This window comes from Wolbachia endosymbiont of Drosophila pseudotakahashii, from assembly GCF_026015925.1.
Classification (GTDB): Bacteria; Pseudomonadota; Alphaproteobacteria; order Rickettsiales; family Anaplasmataceae; genus Wolbachia; species Wolbachia pipientis.
This window is the reverse complement of record NZ_CP110359.1, coordinates 1,117,248-1,134,250: the sequence shown is the minus strand read 5'-3', so window position 1 is coordinate 1,134,250 and position 17,003 is coordinate 1,117,248. Positions and strand designations below refer to the sequence as shown.

General features: G+C 34.5%; 15 protein-coding genes, 1 tRNA gene and 1 pseudogene. 4 read left to right on the top strand and 13 right to left on the bottom strand.

Annotated features, from left to right (window positions below; genetic code table 11):
* Positions 1 to 5 precede the first annotated feature (5 nt).
* Complete coding sequence (locus ONI09_RS05905) at positions 6 to 425, top strand: YqaA family protein (RefSeq protein WP_077188498.1); 420 nt, start codon at positions 6 to 8, stop codon at positions 423 to 425.
* On the opposite strand, the gene ONI09_RS05900 is transcribed toward ONI09_RS05905, so the two are convergent.
* From ONI09_RS05900 to gatB, 3 genes are all read right to left on the bottom strand, one after another.
* Entirely contained in the window at positions 409 to 792 is a 384-nt protein-coding gene (locus tag ONI09_RS05900) for an ankyrin repeat domain-containing protein (RefSeq protein WP_265013947.1), read from the bottom strand. The two genes, ONI09_RS05905 and ONI09_RS05900, sit on opposite strands and share 17 nt — an antisense overlap.
* A complete protein-coding gene (locus tag ONI09_RS05895; RefSeq protein WP_265013946.1) occupies positions 761 to 3,730 on the bottom strand; it encodes an ankyrin repeat domain-containing protein in 2,970 nt (989 codons plus the stop codon). The genes ONI09_RS05900 and ONI09_RS05895 overlap by 32 nt, the downstream gene beginning before the upstream one ends.
* Positions 3,731 to 3,862: 132 nt before the next feature.
* A complete protein-coding gene (gatB, locus tag ONI09_RS05890; protein WP_264707063.1) occupies positions 3,863 to 5,287 on the bottom strand; it encodes an Asp-tRNA(Asn)/Glu-tRNA(Gln) amidotransferase subunit GatB in 1,425 nt (474 codons plus the stop codon).
* Positions 5,288 to 5,981: 694 nt separating this feature from the next.
* On the opposite strand from gatB, the gene ONI09_RS05885 reads away from it, so the two are divergent.
* Both ONI09_RS05885 and ruvX read left to right on the top strand, forming a co-directional pair.
* Entirely contained in the window at positions 5,982 to 6,167 is a 186-nt protein-coding gene (locus tag ONI09_RS05885; protein ID WP_138264918.1) for a hypothetical protein, read from the top strand.
* 295 nt (positions 6,168 to 6,462) lie between these two features.
* Positions 6,463 to 6,930: a Holliday junction resolvase RuvX gene (ruvX, locus tag ONI09_RS05880; protein ID WP_010082183.1), complete on the top strand. Its 468-nt coding sequence runs from the start codon at positions 6,463 to 6,465 to the stop codon at positions 6,928 to 6,930.
* Between the two features lie 44 nt (positions 6,931 to 6,974).
* Here ruvX and ruvC read toward each other — a convergent pair whose 3' ends face one another.
* The 10 genes from ruvC to pheS form a co-directional block, all read right to left on the bottom strand.
* Entirely contained in the window at positions 6,975 to 7,463 is a 489-nt protein-coding gene (gene ruvC / locus ONI09_RS05875) for a crossover junction endodeoxyribonuclease RuvC (RefSeq protein ID WP_038199503.1), read from the bottom strand.
* Complete coding sequence (locus ONI09_RS05870; RefSeq protein WP_264707209.1) at positions 7,464 to 8,291, bottom strand: cytochrome c oxidase subunit 3; 828 nt, start codon at positions 8,289 to 8,291, stop codon at positions 7,464 to 7,466.
* 47 nt (positions 8,292 to 8,338) lie between these two features.
* On the bottom strand, positions 8,339 to 8,998 hold the full coding sequence (locus tag ONI09_RS05865) for a TenA family protein (RefSeq protein WP_265013945.1): 660 nt from the start codon (positions 8,996 to 8,998) through the stop codon (positions 8,339 to 8,341).
* Between the two features lie 44 nt (positions 8,999 to 9,042).
* On the bottom strand, positions 9,043 to 9,726 hold the full coding sequence (locus tag ONI09_RS05860; RefSeq protein ID WP_265013944.1) for a TenA family protein: 684 nt from the start codon (positions 9,724 to 9,726) through the stop codon (positions 9,043 to 9,045).
* Positions 9,727 to 9,852: 126 nt separating this feature from the next.
* A complete protein-coding gene (metK, locus tag ONI09_RS05855) occupies positions 9,853 to 11,025 on the bottom strand; it encodes a methionine adenosyltransferase (protein WP_265013943.1) in 1,173 nt (390 codons plus the stop codon).
* A 57-nt stretch (positions 11,026 to 11,082) separates the two neighbouring features.
* Positions 11,083 to 11,159, bottom strand: a tRNA-Ile gene (locus ONI09_RS05850).
* Between the two features lie 9 nt (positions 11,160 to 11,168).
* Positions 11,169 to 11,438 carry a 50S ribosomal protein L27 gene (gene rpmA / locus ONI09_RS05845; protein ID WP_006279564.1) on the bottom strand — a complete coding sequence of 90 codons (270 nt, stop codon included), beginning with the start codon at positions 11,436 to 11,438 and terminating at the stop codon, positions 11,169 to 11,171.
* A 10-nt stretch (positions 11,439 to 11,448) separates the two neighbouring features.
* A complete protein-coding gene (gene rplU / locus ONI09_RS05840) occupies positions 11,449 to 11,751 on the bottom strand; it encodes a 50S ribosomal protein L21 (protein ID WP_006279565.1) in 303 nt (100 codons plus the stop codon).
* A 1,020-nt stretch (positions 11,752 to 12,771) separates the two neighbouring features.
* Positions 12,772 to 14,064, bottom strand: coding sequence for a bifunctional UDP-N-acetylglucosamine diphosphorylase/glucosamine-1-phosphate N-acetyltransferase GlmU (gene glmU / locus ONI09_RS05835; RefSeq protein WP_265013942.1), 1,293 nt, complete (start codon positions 14,062 to 14,064; stop codon positions 12,772 to 12,774).
* A complete protein-coding gene (gene pheS / locus ONI09_RS05830; RefSeq protein ID WP_265013941.1) occupies positions 14,065 to 15,108 on the bottom strand; it encodes a phenylalanine--tRNA ligase subunit alpha in 1,044 nt (347 codons plus the stop codon).
* Positions 15,109 to 15,254: 146 nt separating this feature from the next.
* Between pheS and ONI09_RS05825 the strand changes: the two are divergent.
* Positions 15,255 to 16,995: pseudogene (locus ONI09_RS05825) on the top strand (hypothetical protein).
* Positions 16,996 to 17,003: the final 8 nt, after the last annotated feature.

The window sequence follows — 17,003 nt, the reverse complement described above, 5'->3', positions numbered from 1 at the left end:
CTCATATGGAAAATTACTTTCTGTTATTCACAGATAGTCTAGTATCATCATTAGTCTTACCCATACATCAAGGTTTTGTGTTCAATACCATGCTTTATTTCAGGTCGTATCACACTCCACTACTTATGTTATTTTTTGGAGTACTAGGATCAAGCCTTGGTGGAATAGTTAACTGGTACTTAGGTAGAATAACAATCTCTATACGAAAATCATACCACAAACTAGAGAACGAGCATAAAACACCAAAAATCGTAAGAAATCTACTGATTTGTGCAGTTGCATTACTTTCATGGGTGCCAGCACTTGGAAGTGTGATTCAAATTTTATCAGGTTATTTTAAGTTAAACCTTTATATCCTTGCCCCTTTAATCATTCTATCTAATTTCTTCTATTTATTATATCTAATACTTACTTTTGGAGTATAACAGCTATAGTACTACAGCTATTAAAGCCCAAGCATAGGATGGATGCACCATGAGCTAAAAGCAATTCCACAAGCTCTTGGTCAGCGGCATAACCTAATACTGTCATTCCCCAATTATTTCTAGCATTAACATTTGCATTGTGTTTTAGTAATATTTTTGCTATATCAACTTTTCCCATCAGAACAGCATGATGTAGTGGAGTATCACTATTTCTATTTCTGGCATTAACATCTGCACCCTTTTCAATAAGGTATTCTGTTATTTCTAAGTTTCCATGAAAAACAGCATAGTGTAGTGGAGTTTCATAATATCCACCCTCAGCACTAGCAGCCTTCTTAAAAAAATATCCTACTATATCCAAGCCCACGTAAACTAGATAGATGTAATGGAAGGAACTTGCTCTTAGCATTAATGTCAACCCCTCTACTCACGAGATACTTTGCTACATCCAGTTCTCCACTACAAACAGCCAAATGCAATAGAGTATCATTATATTTATTATTAATATCAGTTTTATCAACTAGATATTTTACTATTTCCAATTTTCTATTCCGAATAGCAAAGTATAGAGGGATGTTAGCATATTCATCTTCAGCGTTAATATCAGCTCCTTTCCTTATAAGATATTTTATTACACTCAAGTTTCCATTATCAGCAGCAAAGTGCAATGGAGTTCTACAATCTATGTTCTTAGCGTTAACGTTAGCACCTTTAAAGACCAGGCACTTTACTATGTCCAATTCTCCACTATCAGCAGCAAAGTGCAATAAAGTACTGCAAAGTCTGCTCTTGGCATTAATGTCAGCACCTATATCAATTAGGTACCTTACTGTATTCAATTCTCCACCATAAACAGCTGACATCAAAGGAGTCCAGTCAGCTTCATCTCTGGAGTTAATATCAATACCTTTACTAATTAGGTATTTTACTACATACAATTTCCCATTTTTAGCAGCAACGTGTAGTGCTGTCTTACCATAATTTTTCCTAGCATTAATAACGTTATTAAAACTACTTGAATGTTCTTTTTCTATATGTGTTAATAGAGCCTTAATTGCTTTATAGTTACCATTCTCAGCAAGTAAATGCAAAGGGGTACTTATCTCCGTATAAGAAATTTCCTGGTAGGTATAAACCGAGTCAAAATAAAAATCATCAATTAACCCACTGTGTTTACTTGCATATCCCCAAACAGATGTAACATGACTCATACTATCTTGTACTAAATTACCACTATTTACCAATTCTAGAGCCTTTCTAAGAACTTTTTCTCTTCTGCCTTTCTCTTGCAATTTTAATCTTGTTACTTCCTGTACTAACCTATGGACATTTAATACACTTTGGTTTTGTTCACCGCCCACCATGGAATATCTCACAAGTAAACGGATGGCTAGCTTTAACTGCTTTTTCTTATAATCACTTACCGAATTTAAGAATATTTCTCTAGCGATTTTATCAGGTGCAAAATAAGCCAAAACATCTAAAATCTCTGAAGCTAATGGTCCATATTGTTCATCACTTCTTACTTTATCCATCGTAACTTCCCAAGCTGTAAAAGTTGTTTTAGTATAGTTATTATCAATTCCTTGAAATATTTTAGACTTAAGCCACTTCTTAGCTTTCTTTTCATACTCTTTTAGGTAATCACTAATTTTAAACTTCTCTATTATTCTCTGATCTTCGATATATGATATTGCTTGTTGTATAGCTAAAGGAAAGCATTGCAACCTTCTTACCAAATTTTCTATCTCCCGATCTTGCGATTTATCTTTTTTTAGTATATTAAATCCTTTTTTAACAAACTCTATAGCGTCTCTTTGTTCCAATTCTCCTAGCTTTATAACGTCTATTCCCTTTTCCAGTTCCTGATCATGCGAGGTAATCAAAATATGAGGCTTGTTAAGATCAGGAGATAAAGAAAATGGCAAAAATTTACTTATCTTTTTGTACTCCTGAACGTTATCGAAAATGAACAGGCTCCTCCTTCTTGCGAAGAAAGCATATACTTCTCTAACAATAGTTTCTATCGTTTTGTCGTTTCCATACTTATCTTTAGGAGAAATACCTAATCTATTTCTAGCTAACCTTAAGAAAGAATCTTTCATAGCTTCAAAGTTTTCAGCGTCTATCCATATAACATTGTCGTCATAATATCTTCTATATTTACAAGCATATTTTCTAGCTAACTGGCTTTTTTCCATCCCCCCAGGACCACTAATAGACGTTATGTATGAAATTACAGCACCTTTGGGATTGCGTTGTAGCGAATCATGTAGCATTCCCAAATCCTCATCTCTTACTGTAAATAGTCTGACTGGACCTCTTACATCAAACCATACCGCTCCTAAAATTTCCTCTCTTATTTTTTCAAAAAACTCATTTATTTCTTCATGTGATAGAAACTTTCCCTCTCTTGCTTTCATCCAATCCAGAACTTCTACCAGAAAGCGACCATAAACGTTCTTTTTATCGATATTATTAAATTCTTTGCCTAACTCATTCTCAATGATTTCCGCTAGTTTTATCTCGTTAGGTTGATTTACTGCAAATACTAATTTATCAAAAAATTCCCTTATATTCTCTTCTAACCTGCCTTCATTTGTCATTCGCTCAAACTCACGTTGCCATACCTGATTTCTTTCCAATTTTCTTTTTGAGTTTTGATCTGATTTACCTTGAAGTTCTTTTATCTCCTTTTCCAATTCTTCTATTGCTTCTTTTACAGCACTCTTAAATGCCGGTTGCACTATTGAAATCATGTTATCGTGAGTACAAGAGAACTTGTATCTCGTACCGCCGTATTTAAAAAAAATATCACTAGTGCTTATTACTTCAACTGCAATTTCTATTCCCTTGTTTGGTCCCGAAGTTTTTGCTTTCAACTTTTTTATTGTATTTTGTGTTGTACTTTGAGCTAGATCGAAACCGATATTAGTACAGATAGTAAAGTCCTTTAGGTCACCATCTGCAAAATCTGGATTAATTTTAATCTTTAGATAGGAAACAAAATATTTTGGAACGCTAAATTCACCACTTTTATTTTTTGAAAGCAATTTACCTACACCGATTTTTTCGCATTCATTTTGCTTGTGTTTGTTTTGTATAAACCTATGTACTATTTTTTCATTTTTCCTATCCTGAAAAACAATATCATCAAAACCCGTAGCTGATTCCATTTCTGTGGCTAAGCGGAAAGAATATTCTCTATCTACTGCACGTTTGAGAAACAGCATTAGCCACTTCAATTGGTAAATATCACCATGAAAAGAGCGTTTTCTCCCTCCAGCAGGATAAGTTTCAGGCATCCTCAGCCTCACGTAATTTTAAAAATAGTACCAACAAATGGTAAAAAAGTTATATGTCATGATATACAGATATCGTAGCGTAAAACTGAGAATATCTACGAGATGTGCTGTTATGTAAATAAAAAAATGTGACTAATTACTTAATCTCTCACTCAAAATTGAATTCACCACATCAGGGCTGGCTTTTCCTTTGGTAAGTTTCATAACTTCGCCGACAAAGAATCCGTATAACTTTGTTTTACCGCTTTTGTATTCTTGAACTTTATCTTGGTTGTTATTGACGATTGTGTCGATAACTCCTGATATTTGACCTCTATCGGTTATTTGTTTTAGGTCTTGCTCTTCTATAATTAAAGATGCAGGTTTGCCAGTTTCAAACATACTATCGAATACCTGCTTGCCAAGTTTAGCAGAGATTGTTCCATCAACGATAAAATCTAAGAGTTCGGACAAAGCATTTGCTTTGATTGGGGAGCTCACAATATCAATACCTGCTTTATTTAAACGACCAAAAAGCTCTACGGTTAACCAGGTAACCGCGAGCTTTGAATCATGTTTTTTTATCAATTCCTCAAAATAATCAGCAATTGCCTTATCGGAAGTAATGACGTTTGCATCGTATTCGTTGATACCCAATTCTTCAATGTATCGCAGCTTTTTTTGATCTGGTAGCTCGGGCAAAGATGATTTAATAGAATCGATTTTATCCTGGCTTACCTCAATTGGCAACAAGTCAGGCTCAGGGAAGTATCTATAGTCGCTTGCATCCTCTTTGTTTCGCATCACTTTTGTTTTTCCCGAAGCAACGTCAAACAATAAGGTATCTTGACTTATTTCTTCTCCACTTTCTAAAATTTCAATTTGTCTTTGTATTTCATAGTCTATAGCTTGCACAATATAACGTATCGAGTTCAGATTTTTTATCTCACAACGAGTGCCAAATGTGCTACTGCCTTTTAGGCGGACAGAAACATTTGCATCACAACGAAGTGATCCCTTTTCCATATCACCATCACACGAACCAATATAACGCAAAATCTGCCTCAATTTTTTCATGCATTCTGCAGCTTCTGCAGATGAACGGAGATCTGGTTCTGAAACAATTTCCATTAAAGCAACCCCTGCACGATTTAAATCTACATAAGTTTTGCTTTCCTCATGAACGCTCTTTCCTGCATCTTGCTCTAAATGAATTCTCGCGATTCTTATTTCTTTTTCATTATCGTTGATAAATACTCTACCATTTTTAACTATTGGCTCAAAAAACTGGGTTATCTGGTACCCTTGCGGTAAATCAGGATAAAAATAATTTTTCCGATCAAAGTAAGAATACTTATTAATTTCTGCAGAAAGTGCAAGACCGGTGCGTATTGCTTGCTCTATGCAGTAATAATTTAGTATTGGCAGCGTACCTGGCATTGCCGCATCAACTAGAGAAACTTGAGTGTTATGCTCAGCACCAAACTCCGTTGATGAGCTAGAAAATAGCTTCGTATTAGAAGAAACTTGAGCGTGCACCTCAAGCCCAATTACTGCTTCCCAATCCTCTTTCGTCATGTATTTTATTTAAATGATAATCTTAATATTCTGCAAAATTAGCACAAAAAGTCAAAACAAAACTCATGTTAGCTAAGTGGTATGCAGATTGTTTTACCCATAGAAACGGGTTAAATGCAAAAGATTACTTGACAAGCTTCGCCAGCCCTCTTATCATAAAATTGAAGCTATTTATTTATCTTCTCTGTACAGGTTAAATGACAAAAAAACTCACGTATCTGGCGTCTCATGTTTAATTTTTTGCACTATGTGCACCTTATGTCTTTATAAAACTTCTACCTACATAAGCTGAAACGCGCTTATAAAGCGTTTAAAACATAAAAAAACGCCAACTTAAAAAATGGATAGTGAATAACTAGCTACCCTAGGGTTTCTTTTGCCTTTTTTTCTGTTTAGTAAATTTCTTAACGTTTATAATTTAGATTAGTTGCGGTTTAAAAGCAACTGAATCGCGGTTATTAAGTGTTTAGAATAAAAAAACGCCATACTTGAAAGTATAATGTAAGTAATTAGCCAACCACGGGGCTTCTTTTGCTTTTTTTTTCGTTTGGTAAATTTCTTAATGTTTATAGCTAAACGATAACCGTCATCCCGCTACTTGTTAGCGGCCGAGATACCGCGAATGAATCGCGGTATGACGTAGGATTGCTGTCATTCCAGTGCCAAGCACTGGGATCCAGCCTTTATTATTTGGTTGAAATTAAGTCTTCTGGATCCCAGTGTCAGCTACTTGGATGACACCATTCTTTTTCCTGGATTCCAGTGTCTGGGCACTGGAATGACATCCTCCCTTGTGGAGATTGCTCTCAAATCACAATGTTCGTACAGCTATGCAAACACAAAGGTGTCATTCCAGCGCGTGACACTGGAATCCAGTTGAGCTATTTCAACAAAAATACTACATTTTGAGATGAACGTTCCAGACTTATTTACAAGTATAACAATTGAAGTCTGGATTCCAGTGCCAAGCACTGGAATGACATCATAGGGGCACTGCCCTTTTGGATGGAAACCAGTGTCAGCTACTTAGATGATACCTTTTTTCTACTTAGTTTGGGTTATGCAAGAAGTCTATTGCATTCCTGAGCAATTTGATTCATCATTCTTTTTGTAAAAAATTTTCTTAACTTTCTCTCCACTTTTTTGGTAAGGTCACTTTAAAGGAAGTCTAATAGATGCTACATAGAAATCCAGATGAGTTTCTAAAGTCTATTCCAAAAGATAAGCGCATAATGTGCCTTGACATGGGAGAAAAGCAAATAGGCATAGCATTTAGCGATAAAACACAGCTCATAGCCACAGCTCATAGCATATATCACAGAAAAAATATGAGCAAAGATTTAGGTTATCTGCATAGAATATTCAAAGAAAATGAATCTGGATCAATGGTAATAGGACTACCATTAAAAATGGACGAGCAAGAAACTAAATGGTGTAAAACTATAATCCAATTCGCAAATAAAATAATAAAAAAATATAAAGTAAATATATACTTACAAGACGAAAGCTTCTCAACATCTATCGCAACTCATACACTAAAAATTACCGGAATATCAATCACAAAATCGAAAAAAATAGATGATAAAATCTCCGCATGTATTATTTTGCAACGAACGTTAGACAAGATAAATACAATCAAATAGTTTTTCCAGATCTGGAAATCTTCAAACTGAATCCCATATAAAAGTTACTCAACAAAACAAGAACCTTTCGTATAAGCATGACAAATTGCTACAGCAAGAGCGTCAGCAGCATGGTGGCATTTTATACTCAAATTTTTAACTATTTGCTTCACCATAAATATAATCTGATCCTTATCAGCATGGCCATTTCCGGTAATGCTTTTTTTTACATAGTTTGCATCATATTCATTCATAGTTAGCTTTGTTATTTTTAACGCTAAAATTACAACCCCTCTTGCATATCCTAAAGTTAGTGAAGATTTAGGATTTTTATTAACAAAAATTTTCTCCACCGCAGCTTCATTCGGAGAGTATAGGGAAATTACTTTCTTTAATTGTTCAAAAATTATATGTAGGCGTTCACCTGTACCCAATTTACCATCAGTTGATATGGTACCGCCGCCCAAAAATTCAATATTATTTTTTTCGTTCAGGCTGATAATGGCCCACCCAGTCTTGCTTATTCCTGGATCTAGACCTATTATTTTAACCACTTAATAAACGCTTAACCAATAGACAAACAAAAATAAAAATATCCAGACTACATCTACAAAGTGCCAATACCAGGAGGCAAACTCAAAGCACAAATGGTCCTGAAGTGTAAATTGGCCTTTCCGTGCTCTAAATAAACACACTGATAAAAATATTATTCCTATTATAACGTGTGCGCAGTGAAAACCGGTAATCATATAAAAATTGGATGTATAAATAAGCTTTTCTCCTGTTTCTTGTAGAGAAAAACTCGCTTCATTATACTCTATTGCTTGCACTATTATAAAAAAAACTCCAAGCAATATAGTTATGGACAGCATTTTAATCATGCTCTTTTTATCATTTTTAAGTAAAGAGTGATTTGCCCAAGTAATTGTTGTACCAGAAAGCAATAATATTAATGTATTCATGAATGGTAGTGACCACGGATCAGGTGGCAAAATTCCCTCAGGGGGCCATTCAACTTTTTTTGCAGGAGAAAACGCCTCAAATAAAAAAACTGGATCAAGCCAGGCTTTAAAGAATGAACAAAAGAACACTATAAAAAATACGACCTCCGAGAGAATAAACAAGTACATTGCAAATTTGAGTCCATGTTTTACAATGGCAGTGTGACATTTGTCATAAATGGCCTCCCTTATTACATCTCTCCACCAATAAAACAGCACCCCTGATACTGCGGAGATTCCCAAAACTAAACAAAACATTCCGACAATTTGTTTATGAAGCGCGCCAACTAATCCAAGTGCAAGAATAAGAATTGCTGCTGATACAGCAATTGGCCAAGGGCTTGGATCCACTAAATGAAAATCATGTTCTTTACTTTTCATAGCATTTTAAAAAATACTTATTAAGGATACAAATTAGCTTAAAATTGTCAATGTTCCTTAGGAAATTGATTGAATCTTGAAAAATTATATGCACCGTTCAAAAAATCTAACACAAATTGTGCAGTTATTCCAAACAACTCAAGCATTCTGCTCTTTTCGTTTTCTCTTGCTCTGCTGCAATATCCATCAACAATATTTTCCAAAATAATGCATCCAGACTTTACTGAATCACTGTAACAAAAATTAAACCAATCCCTATATCTATTATTTTTCTTGAATCTATTTTTCATGCTATCAACGACAGTCTCGTATATAAACATGCAAGAATACAAAACCGTCATAGCCTCATAGGTATTACTATGCGAGATGGATAAAAGAAAATTAGTGAAATTAAAACACTCAAGAGATTTCTTTTCGCGACTTATACCGTACATAGTAAAGTAGTAGTCATATAGCATTCTATTAACAGTCACTACTCTTTGGGCTACTTCAGCAAGCGAGATAATACTACTATAATCTTCCATTCTGGATGCAGTAATTAAGGTGGTACGAATATAATCACCTAAGAACAACGTCTTTTGTTGAGCATAGAACTTGAAGTTCTCTATATTTAGGGTGTTATTCGCTAACTCAACATCAAAAGGGTGCTCAATTATATCCTTTAAAAGATTTGACCCGTAACAGCTCCTAATTATGCCACCGAACACTGTAGTTACCGATAAAAGATCAAGTTAACGTAAATAATCCGCTGCTAATATTCTTTGCTAGATATATTAGAGTAATATGCCTCATCCCAAAACATTATTTCTAATTCCAGCCCTTTCTTAAAAAACTCATACATCCTCTTTTTTTCACATTCACTAGCTTTTTTATATAGCTTATTTGTAATATCAGTAACCTCATCAATTACAGCATTTACTGTTTCGCTACTATAAATGTTGATCCACTCTTTGTATTTGTTATTTTTAACCCCTTTAGTTGTTATCTCATTTACCATATGGCGTATAACGATTTGGTATATGTTAAAGCAAGAATAAGATGCTACTAAAGCTTCATTAACAGAATTGTGATATGCGGCACTCATGAAAAAGTCAGTAAAGGCAGAACAAGCTCTTGACTTTTTGTGATCATCAGATAGATCACAATCTTCAAAATATTTTTTATACTGTTCTCGAACATAAAATGCTCCTTGTGCCAAATTGATTAAACTACTCATCATTTCAATATCATCAACTCTAGCTGCAACAATTAAAAAAGCACGAGCGCAATCTATACAATACAGAAAATCCTGCTGAAGGTAGAATTTGAATTTTTCATAATCTAATGTATTATTTATCAATTCAACATTAAAAGGGTGTTCTTTTATTTTATCAATAAGATCAGAAAACTCTTTTACAATTACGTTGTAGAGTTCTCCTTCTATTTCGTTATACACTTTATAAGCCTCACAATAAAAATTGAATATAAAAATTATTACTAATGTAGTATAATTATTATGAAAAAGCGTGCTATGCCTTAACAATAAGCTAGTATATAAATATGGGGCTGTAAATCAAAAATTTTAGCAATCTAAAGAAATTTTACTATTACCTTCTATATTGAATTCTCTACAAAGATCAGCAGACAAGTTCATGCTTTCCCAAGAAAATCCACCGTCCCTTTCCGACTGTTTACCAAAATGTCCATAACAGGCTGTACGTTTATATATAGGATGATTAAGCGATAAATGCTTGATTATGCCTTTTGTTGATAAATCTATATTGTTCTCGATAAACTTTTTAATTACTCTTTCCTCTACCTTATTCGCACCAAATGTATCAATATAGAATGAAGTAGGTTTTGATACACCAATTGCATAAGAAAGCTGCACAAGACAACGTTCAGCTAAACCTGCAAAGACAATATTTTTAGCAAGATATCTTGCCATATAAGCCGCAGATCTATCAACTTTGGTTGCATCTTTTCCGGAAAACGCTCCTCCACCGTGTGGAATATAACCTCCATAAGTATCAACCATAATTTTTCGTCCGGTTAATCCACAATCACTAACCGGTCCACCAATAACAAATCTACCAGTTGGATTGACTAAGAGATTTTCCTCAGAACACATCCATCCTTCAGGTAAAGATGAAACTATGTAAGGGTAAATTATTTCTTTTACTTTTGATTGATCCAAATCCTCAGGGTGCTGTATTGAGACAATAATACTTTCAGCACGTACCGGGAGGTTATTCTCATATGCCAAAGTGATTTGTGACTTTGCATCTGGACCAAGTTTTGCTTCTTTAACTGCGCTCATGATATTTTTCAGAATCGAGTGTGCATAAAAAATGGGTGCCGGCATAAGGTTTTCTGTCTCTGTTGTTGCATAGCCATACATTATGCCCTGATCTCCAGCACCTTGATCCAACCCTATTGCAATGTCATTTGATTGCTCATGCAGCAATATGTTTACTTTCACTTTTCTCCAGTGGAACCCATCGTGCTTGTAACCAATATCTTTTATTGTATTCCGTACAATACTTTCAATCCTGCTATTTTTGATGTTAGGCCCAAACACTTCCCCAGCTATAATAACGTTATCTTTGGTGACTAAAGTCTCTATTGAAGCTCGCGTAAAAGGATCAGTAAAAAGGTACTCATCAAGTATTGCATCTGAAATTTGATCTGCTACTTTATCTGGATGACCAGCCGCCACTGATTCACTGGTTACTAAATTTTTATATAAACTCATGTTTTTGCTTATACAATATCAAAACCGCTATAGAAAACACAGTTAGTAACTACTAAATGGTGGGTCTGGAAAGAGTTGAACCTCCGACCTCACGCTTATCAGGCGTGCGCTCTAACCACCTGAGCTACAGACCCATTATTTATTCAAGCTGAAGCTTTCATATTATCTGTAGGCACGATATCAATAAAAGTCTTTTTATTTGCTGACCTTCTAAAGCTGACCCAGCCTTCTATTTTAGCAAAAATCGTATGATCTTTACCTATACCAACATTCTTCCCAGGATGGAATTTTGTGCCTCTTTGGCGCACAATTATGTTACCAGGAATAACCTTCCCATTCTTCTTTATTCCTAACCTACGACCCGCTGAATCTCTACCATTACAGGAACTACCACCTGATTTTTTAGTTGCCATATCTTACCTCTTACTTTTGAAGACTAATTTCATTTATACGAAGAACAGTTATATACTGCCTATGACCAGTTTTCCTACGGTAATTTTTTCTTCTTTTCTTCTTAAAGATTATAATTTTTTCCCCCCTGCACTGCTCCAACACTTCAGCTTTAACAGTAGCATTAGATGAATAAGATAAGCCATTATTTGAAATACAAATCACCTTATTGATTTCCACCTCTTTTTTTTCTTCGGCTTCTAACTTCTCTACCTTTATTATACTACCTTCTTTTACTAAATACTGCTTTCCACCAGTCTCAATTACTGCAAACATGATAAATATAAATCATTGTTATTAACTTTAATCGTAAACGATGTCATATACGCTGTCAATATAAATAAAAAGCATGACTTAACGTTCTTTTTGAGCTACTAAAATACTTCTATCTGTTTTCATCTTTTATCTACCTTTTCTCAGACAGTAGACTTCTTGCATAACCTAAGCAGAAAAAAGGCAAATAGTTATTATAGCTCTAAGTTTACCGACACCGTCATGCAAGTAGCCCCTTCTCCTGTCATCCGAGTAGCTTGACACTGGTTCCTTTATGACGATGTCATCCAAGTGTCAGCTACTCGGATGACAAAAAAAGGAGCACTAGGATGACATCATCCTTTTTTGGGATTCCAGTGTCACGCACTGGGATGACAGCAGTCCTACGTCATACCGCCGCGAACCGTCATACCGCGATTCATTCGCGGTATCTCAGCAATAGATCCCGCTAACAAGCAGCGGGATGACGATTGTCGTTTAGCCATAAACATTAAGGAATTTACCAAATGAAAAAAAAGGCAAAAGAAACCCTAGTCATTGTCTATTTTCAGTATTGGCGTTTTTTAAGTCTTAAACACTGCAATTTAGCTGCTTTTAATTGCAACTAACCTACGCTGCAAATGTTTAAGAAATTTACTAAGCAGAAAAAAAGACAAAGGACTCCCGAGTTAGCTAGTCTTTTACTATCTCTGTCGAGTATTGGCATTTTTTGATGTCTTGTAACGCTTTATAAGCGCGTTCAGCTTATTTAGATAAAAATCTAGATGTAGATGAAGTTTTGTAAAGACATACAGTATCTATATACTGCAAAAAATTAAACATAAGACGCCGATACATTAAGTAATCCTTACCTTTTAATCTGCAGATTGGCGAAAGCAAATACAATAGCTCCACTGCTGTGATAAGGGGGCTGGCGGAGTTTGTCAAGGAAGTTTTTTTGTTTCTATTCCCAATAAAAGTTTGTTATATGGTTATGCAAGAAGTCTAATATTAAAAATGACACAACAACATAATTAAATTAGACTACTTTATTCTCTTAGTTACTTGCTTTTCTCTTGCTATTGCAAGGCTTTTTTCTGGTACATCCTCAACTATAACACTACCTGCTGCAATTACAGATTCATCATGAATATTAAGCGGCGCAATTAGTGAGCTATTGGCGCCAACAAAGCAATTGCTCCCTATATTCGTTTCATGTTTATTTTTCCCATCATAATTACAAACAATAGTGCCTGCTCCTATATTACTCTCCTGCCCTACTTTAGCATTTCCTATATAACTTAAGTGTTTTATTCTAGTGTTTTGACCAACTTCACTTGTTTTCACTTCCACAAAATTTCCTATTTTTGCCTTATTACCAATTGTTGTGTTTCCGCGTATTCTGGTAAATGGACCGACCTCAGCATTACTTTTAATTAAGCAATTTTCTAAATGCGAAAATGGCAGTATTTTCGCACCAGACTCTATTTTCACTCCAGTACCGAAAAAAACATATGGGTAAATAACTGAATCTCTGGCAATTTGCGTATCAAGAGAAAAGAAAACAGTCTCTGGTGCAACAAGCGTTACTCCGGAGTCGGTAAAAATTTTTCTTTTATTTTCTTGAAAGTAAAATTCAGCTTTTATAAGGTCATTTCTGTTATTTATTCCCGTTGCTTCTTCTCCACCGGTAATAACGTAACCGACATTTAAATTACTCTTCACTGCAATGGAAACTATATCGGTCAAGTAATATTCATGAGTTGAGCTATTGCACTCTATTTTCTCCACCAATTCACGTAAATTCTTTGCACATGCAACCATTATTCCAGCATTTGCAAGAAATTCTTCATGATTATTTTTATCACTCTTTGCTTCTACGATTTCTCTTAAGGAACCATTCTCAATAATTAACCTACCGTATTCTTTATTGCTTGTCCTAAAACCTAGGCAAACTAGAGCCTTGCCTTCTAAATAACTAATCATTTTAGTTATTGTGCTGCTTTTTATGAGCGGAGTATCCCCATACTGCACAACAACTATGCTTGAATCTGGCAATTCTCTTAGGTTTCTCATCGCAGTTTTGACCGCATCTCCCGTGCCAAGTGTTGATTCTTGTGTAATTAACTGTATATCCTCAAAGCACTTTAGTCTTTCAATTAAAGGCTGATCAACTACAACAGCAATATTTTCAGGATTTAACTGTTTTGCATTGTAAATGACATGCTGAAGCATGGAAAAATTGCCTATTTCGTGCAGAACCTTAGGCAAATCTGAATTCATCCGCCTGCCATGCCCGGCAGCAAGTATGATAAAAGTATGAGCTTTATTTATCACTTATCTTAAAGATGAAAAATGAAAACCGTAATGATCAAGCCAGCTGATTTTGTTGTCATAAAAGCTCCTCAAGTCGCTAATTTGATATTTTAGCATTGCAAGCCTTTCTATACCAATGCCAAACGCAAAACCGTTGTATTTAGTATGGTCTATTCCAACATTTTGAAATACATTTGGATGCGTCATACCGCATCCCAGTACTTCTATCCATTTACTACCTTTATAACTTATGTCCACTTCCGCAGAAGGCTCGGTAAAAGGGAAAAAACTATTACGAAAACGTATCTTCAGCCCTTTATCGCCAAAGAACTTATTAAGGAAGTGATGAATAGTAAATTTTAACTGGCCCATATTGACATTCTCATCGACATATAACCCCTCTATTTGATGGAACATAGGGGTGTGAGTTGCATCAAAGTCGTTTCTGTATACTCTACCTGCGGCTACTATTTTAATTGGGAATTTTTTTGTTTTTTCCATGGTTCTAATCTGTACAGATGAGGTGTGAGTGCGCAGTACCATTCTTTTATCATCTATTTTATTCTTTAAGTAGAAGGTATCTTGCTCCTCTCGTGCAGGATGATGACTTGGAGTATTCAGTGCATCAAATACATGAAATTCATCTTCAATGTCAGGGCCATCAACTGCCTTAAAACCCATATGTGCAAAAATAAGCTTTACTTCATTTAGAACCTTACTGAGTGGATGGACCTTGCCCATTTTTTCTGGTCTAACGGGCAACGTGATATCAACCGCCTCGTTCTGCAATTTAAAGCTAACTTCTTCGGCTTTTAGTATATTTTCCTTATTCATTATAAGCTGATCTAGCTTATTACGTAAAACGTTGATAACTTCGCCTAAATCACGCTTTTTCTCTGCATTTTCTATCTTTTTTAAGTTATCAAAATACGCTCTAACTACACCCTTTTTTCCCAAATATAATAGTCTAACTTTTTCTAAATCTTGCAAAAAAGAAGCATTCTCAATTTCGGAAACTGCTTTATCTTCAAGTGAAAGTATGTCATCTAATAACTCTTTATTCATCTTAAAAACGCTGGCTTAAACTTTCATTATAGTGAAATTTTAAATATCATCAACAATTCGAAAAATTGCCCTATTCTAATTATTAATTTATTGACTGATTAATCTTTTTTATTTACCTTTGCGTTGATGAATTCACTGTATCAACTATGCACAACAGTAACACTGAAACTAAGAATAAGTATAAAATAGAGGATTTACCTAAGCTCTTTAAGGAAAAATCCAAAAACATAAGTAAAGCATTTTCTAGCGAAACAATTAAGATCAGTGCTATTCGCTCGAGAAGTATTGAAAGCAATATACAAAAATTTTCATTTGAGCTAACAGCAACAGATAAAGACACCTTTAATATAAGATTATTTCGAATAAACCCTTTAATTGATTTTTTCAAAATCTGTCTTCCTCAGGAAAAAAATTTTACAGTCAACATGAAAGTGCCGAAAGAAAGCAGTGAATTATATAATAACCACTGTAAAACTAACAGTTACAAAACTGTAGAAGAATTCATAAATAATGCTCCATCTCAAATTCTCTTACAAGGAGTAACAATAACACTACAAACAGATGTTAAAGACATTAACTTAGATAATTTGCACCGATAATTTGCACCAAATAGGGTCATTTTTAAATGAAAAGCTAAAACATGCAGAAAAAACTGAAAATGAGGAACGGAGTCAAGTTACACTACAAGTAAAAGAAGCAGAAAATAAAAACAGACAAGAACAGAGTGAAACTGAGCAAAAAAACGCACAAAATAGACAAATTGTACTATTTACAGGCTCGTTTGGCTTTAACATAGCAAGCAAAGTAAATTGTAAAGCTCCAGTGGTTACTGCTGCAATAAAAGCTAATATACCAAAATATAGAATCTTCCTTCCCTTATCTAATTTTTTTAATGATGTAATAAGGTTATCCCTTTTAAGAACACCAAAACTTTCTATACAGAGCAACAATATACCATTTGGTGTCATTCCAGCGCTTGACCAGAAAAAAAGAGACATGGATCCAAGTAGTATAGGAAATCTAATACCTCAAGAAGCAGAACAGAATGTAGGTCAAACTACTTCGCACACAGAGTATTTTAAAGCTAATAGAAAAAAATCGAAAAAGCAAGCTCAAGAATTACCAGAAGAAGAAAAACAACCTACCATAAAACAAGCACGAAATGATGCTAGAGTAGCTATGATAGATAACCAAATTGAGCACAGGGGAAAAAAACTCGATGAAATATTTATTGAAGTGATAAATGGATACAAAGATCAAGATCCAGAAACATTTCGCAATGTTTTTAACTCAATATTCAATATTATTTATTTTCAAGATAAACAATTACATGAAATCTTAGAGCCAGGCGAAATAACAGAAGTATTACAGATACTCGAAAGGCCACAACCTCTTAGTAACTCACTTTTAGGTAAAGAATATTTACAAAAACAAGTATATAGAAAAAAAGAGCAATTGCTTAAATTAGTTTCAGGTGTTTATATACAACAACCTTCTCCACAACATGAAAATACTCCTCATAAATCTACAAACCCTTTACCAATTAAAGATCCTTCACCAGCAACAAATGAAGCTAAAACTCTACCACCTACTAACATTGCACTCAAATCACCGTTAAAAACTGTATTTTCCTCAAAAAAGGCTTATTTTTGTCTATTTATAATAGTAGCATCTGCATCAACACTTTGCTTATGGCATTTTCCATCAGGAAAAGTGTCAATGTTAAAAGGATTAGTGCCACCAGAAAAAAGAGAAAGTATTGGGCTAGCATTGAACATAGGGTTACCAATATTAACTGCATTATGTGTTTTGAGTTTAGCTTACTTTATATATTCTGAGTATTCTATAGAATCTATTGAACAGAACAAATCTCCTTCTCGCATTTAAACTTATCC

Bases quoted from the DNA above. Each gene is read 5' to 3' on its own strand.
- ONI09_RS05905 (WP_077188498.1), top strand. From the start codon at position 6: ATGGAAAATTACTTTCTGTTATTCACAGATAGTCTAGTATCATCATTA.
- ONI09_RS05895 (WP_265013946.1), bottom strand. From the start codon at position 3,730: ATGCCTGAAACTTATCCTGCTGGAGGGAGAAAACGCTCTTTTCATGGT.
- gatB (WP_264707063.1), bottom strand. From the start codon at position 5,287: ATGACGAAAGAGGATTGGGAAGCAGTAATTGGGCTTGAGGTGCACGCT.
- ruvX (WP_010082183.1), top strand. From the start codon at position 6,463: ATGCTACATAGAAATCCAGATGAGTTTCTAAAGTCTATTCCAAAAGAT.
- ONI09_RS05870 (WP_264707209.1), bottom strand. From the start codon at position 8,291: ATGAAAAGTAAAGAACATGATTTTCATTTAGTGGATCCAAGCCCTTGG.
- metK (WP_265013943.1), bottom strand. From the start codon at position 11,025: ATGAGTTTATATAAAAATTTAGTAACCAGTGAATCAGTGGCGGCTGGT.
- rpmA (WP_006279564.1), bottom strand. From the start codon at position 11,438: ATGGCAACTAAAAAATCAGGTGGTAGTTCCTGTAATGGTAGAGATTCA.
- rplU (WP_006279565.1), bottom strand. From the start codon at position 11,751: ATGTTTGCAGTAATTGAGACTGGTGGAAAGCAGTATTTAGTAAAAGAA.
- pheS (WP_265013941.1), bottom strand. From the start codon at position 15,108: ATGAATAAAGAGTTATTAGATGACATACTTTCACTTGAAGATAAAGCA.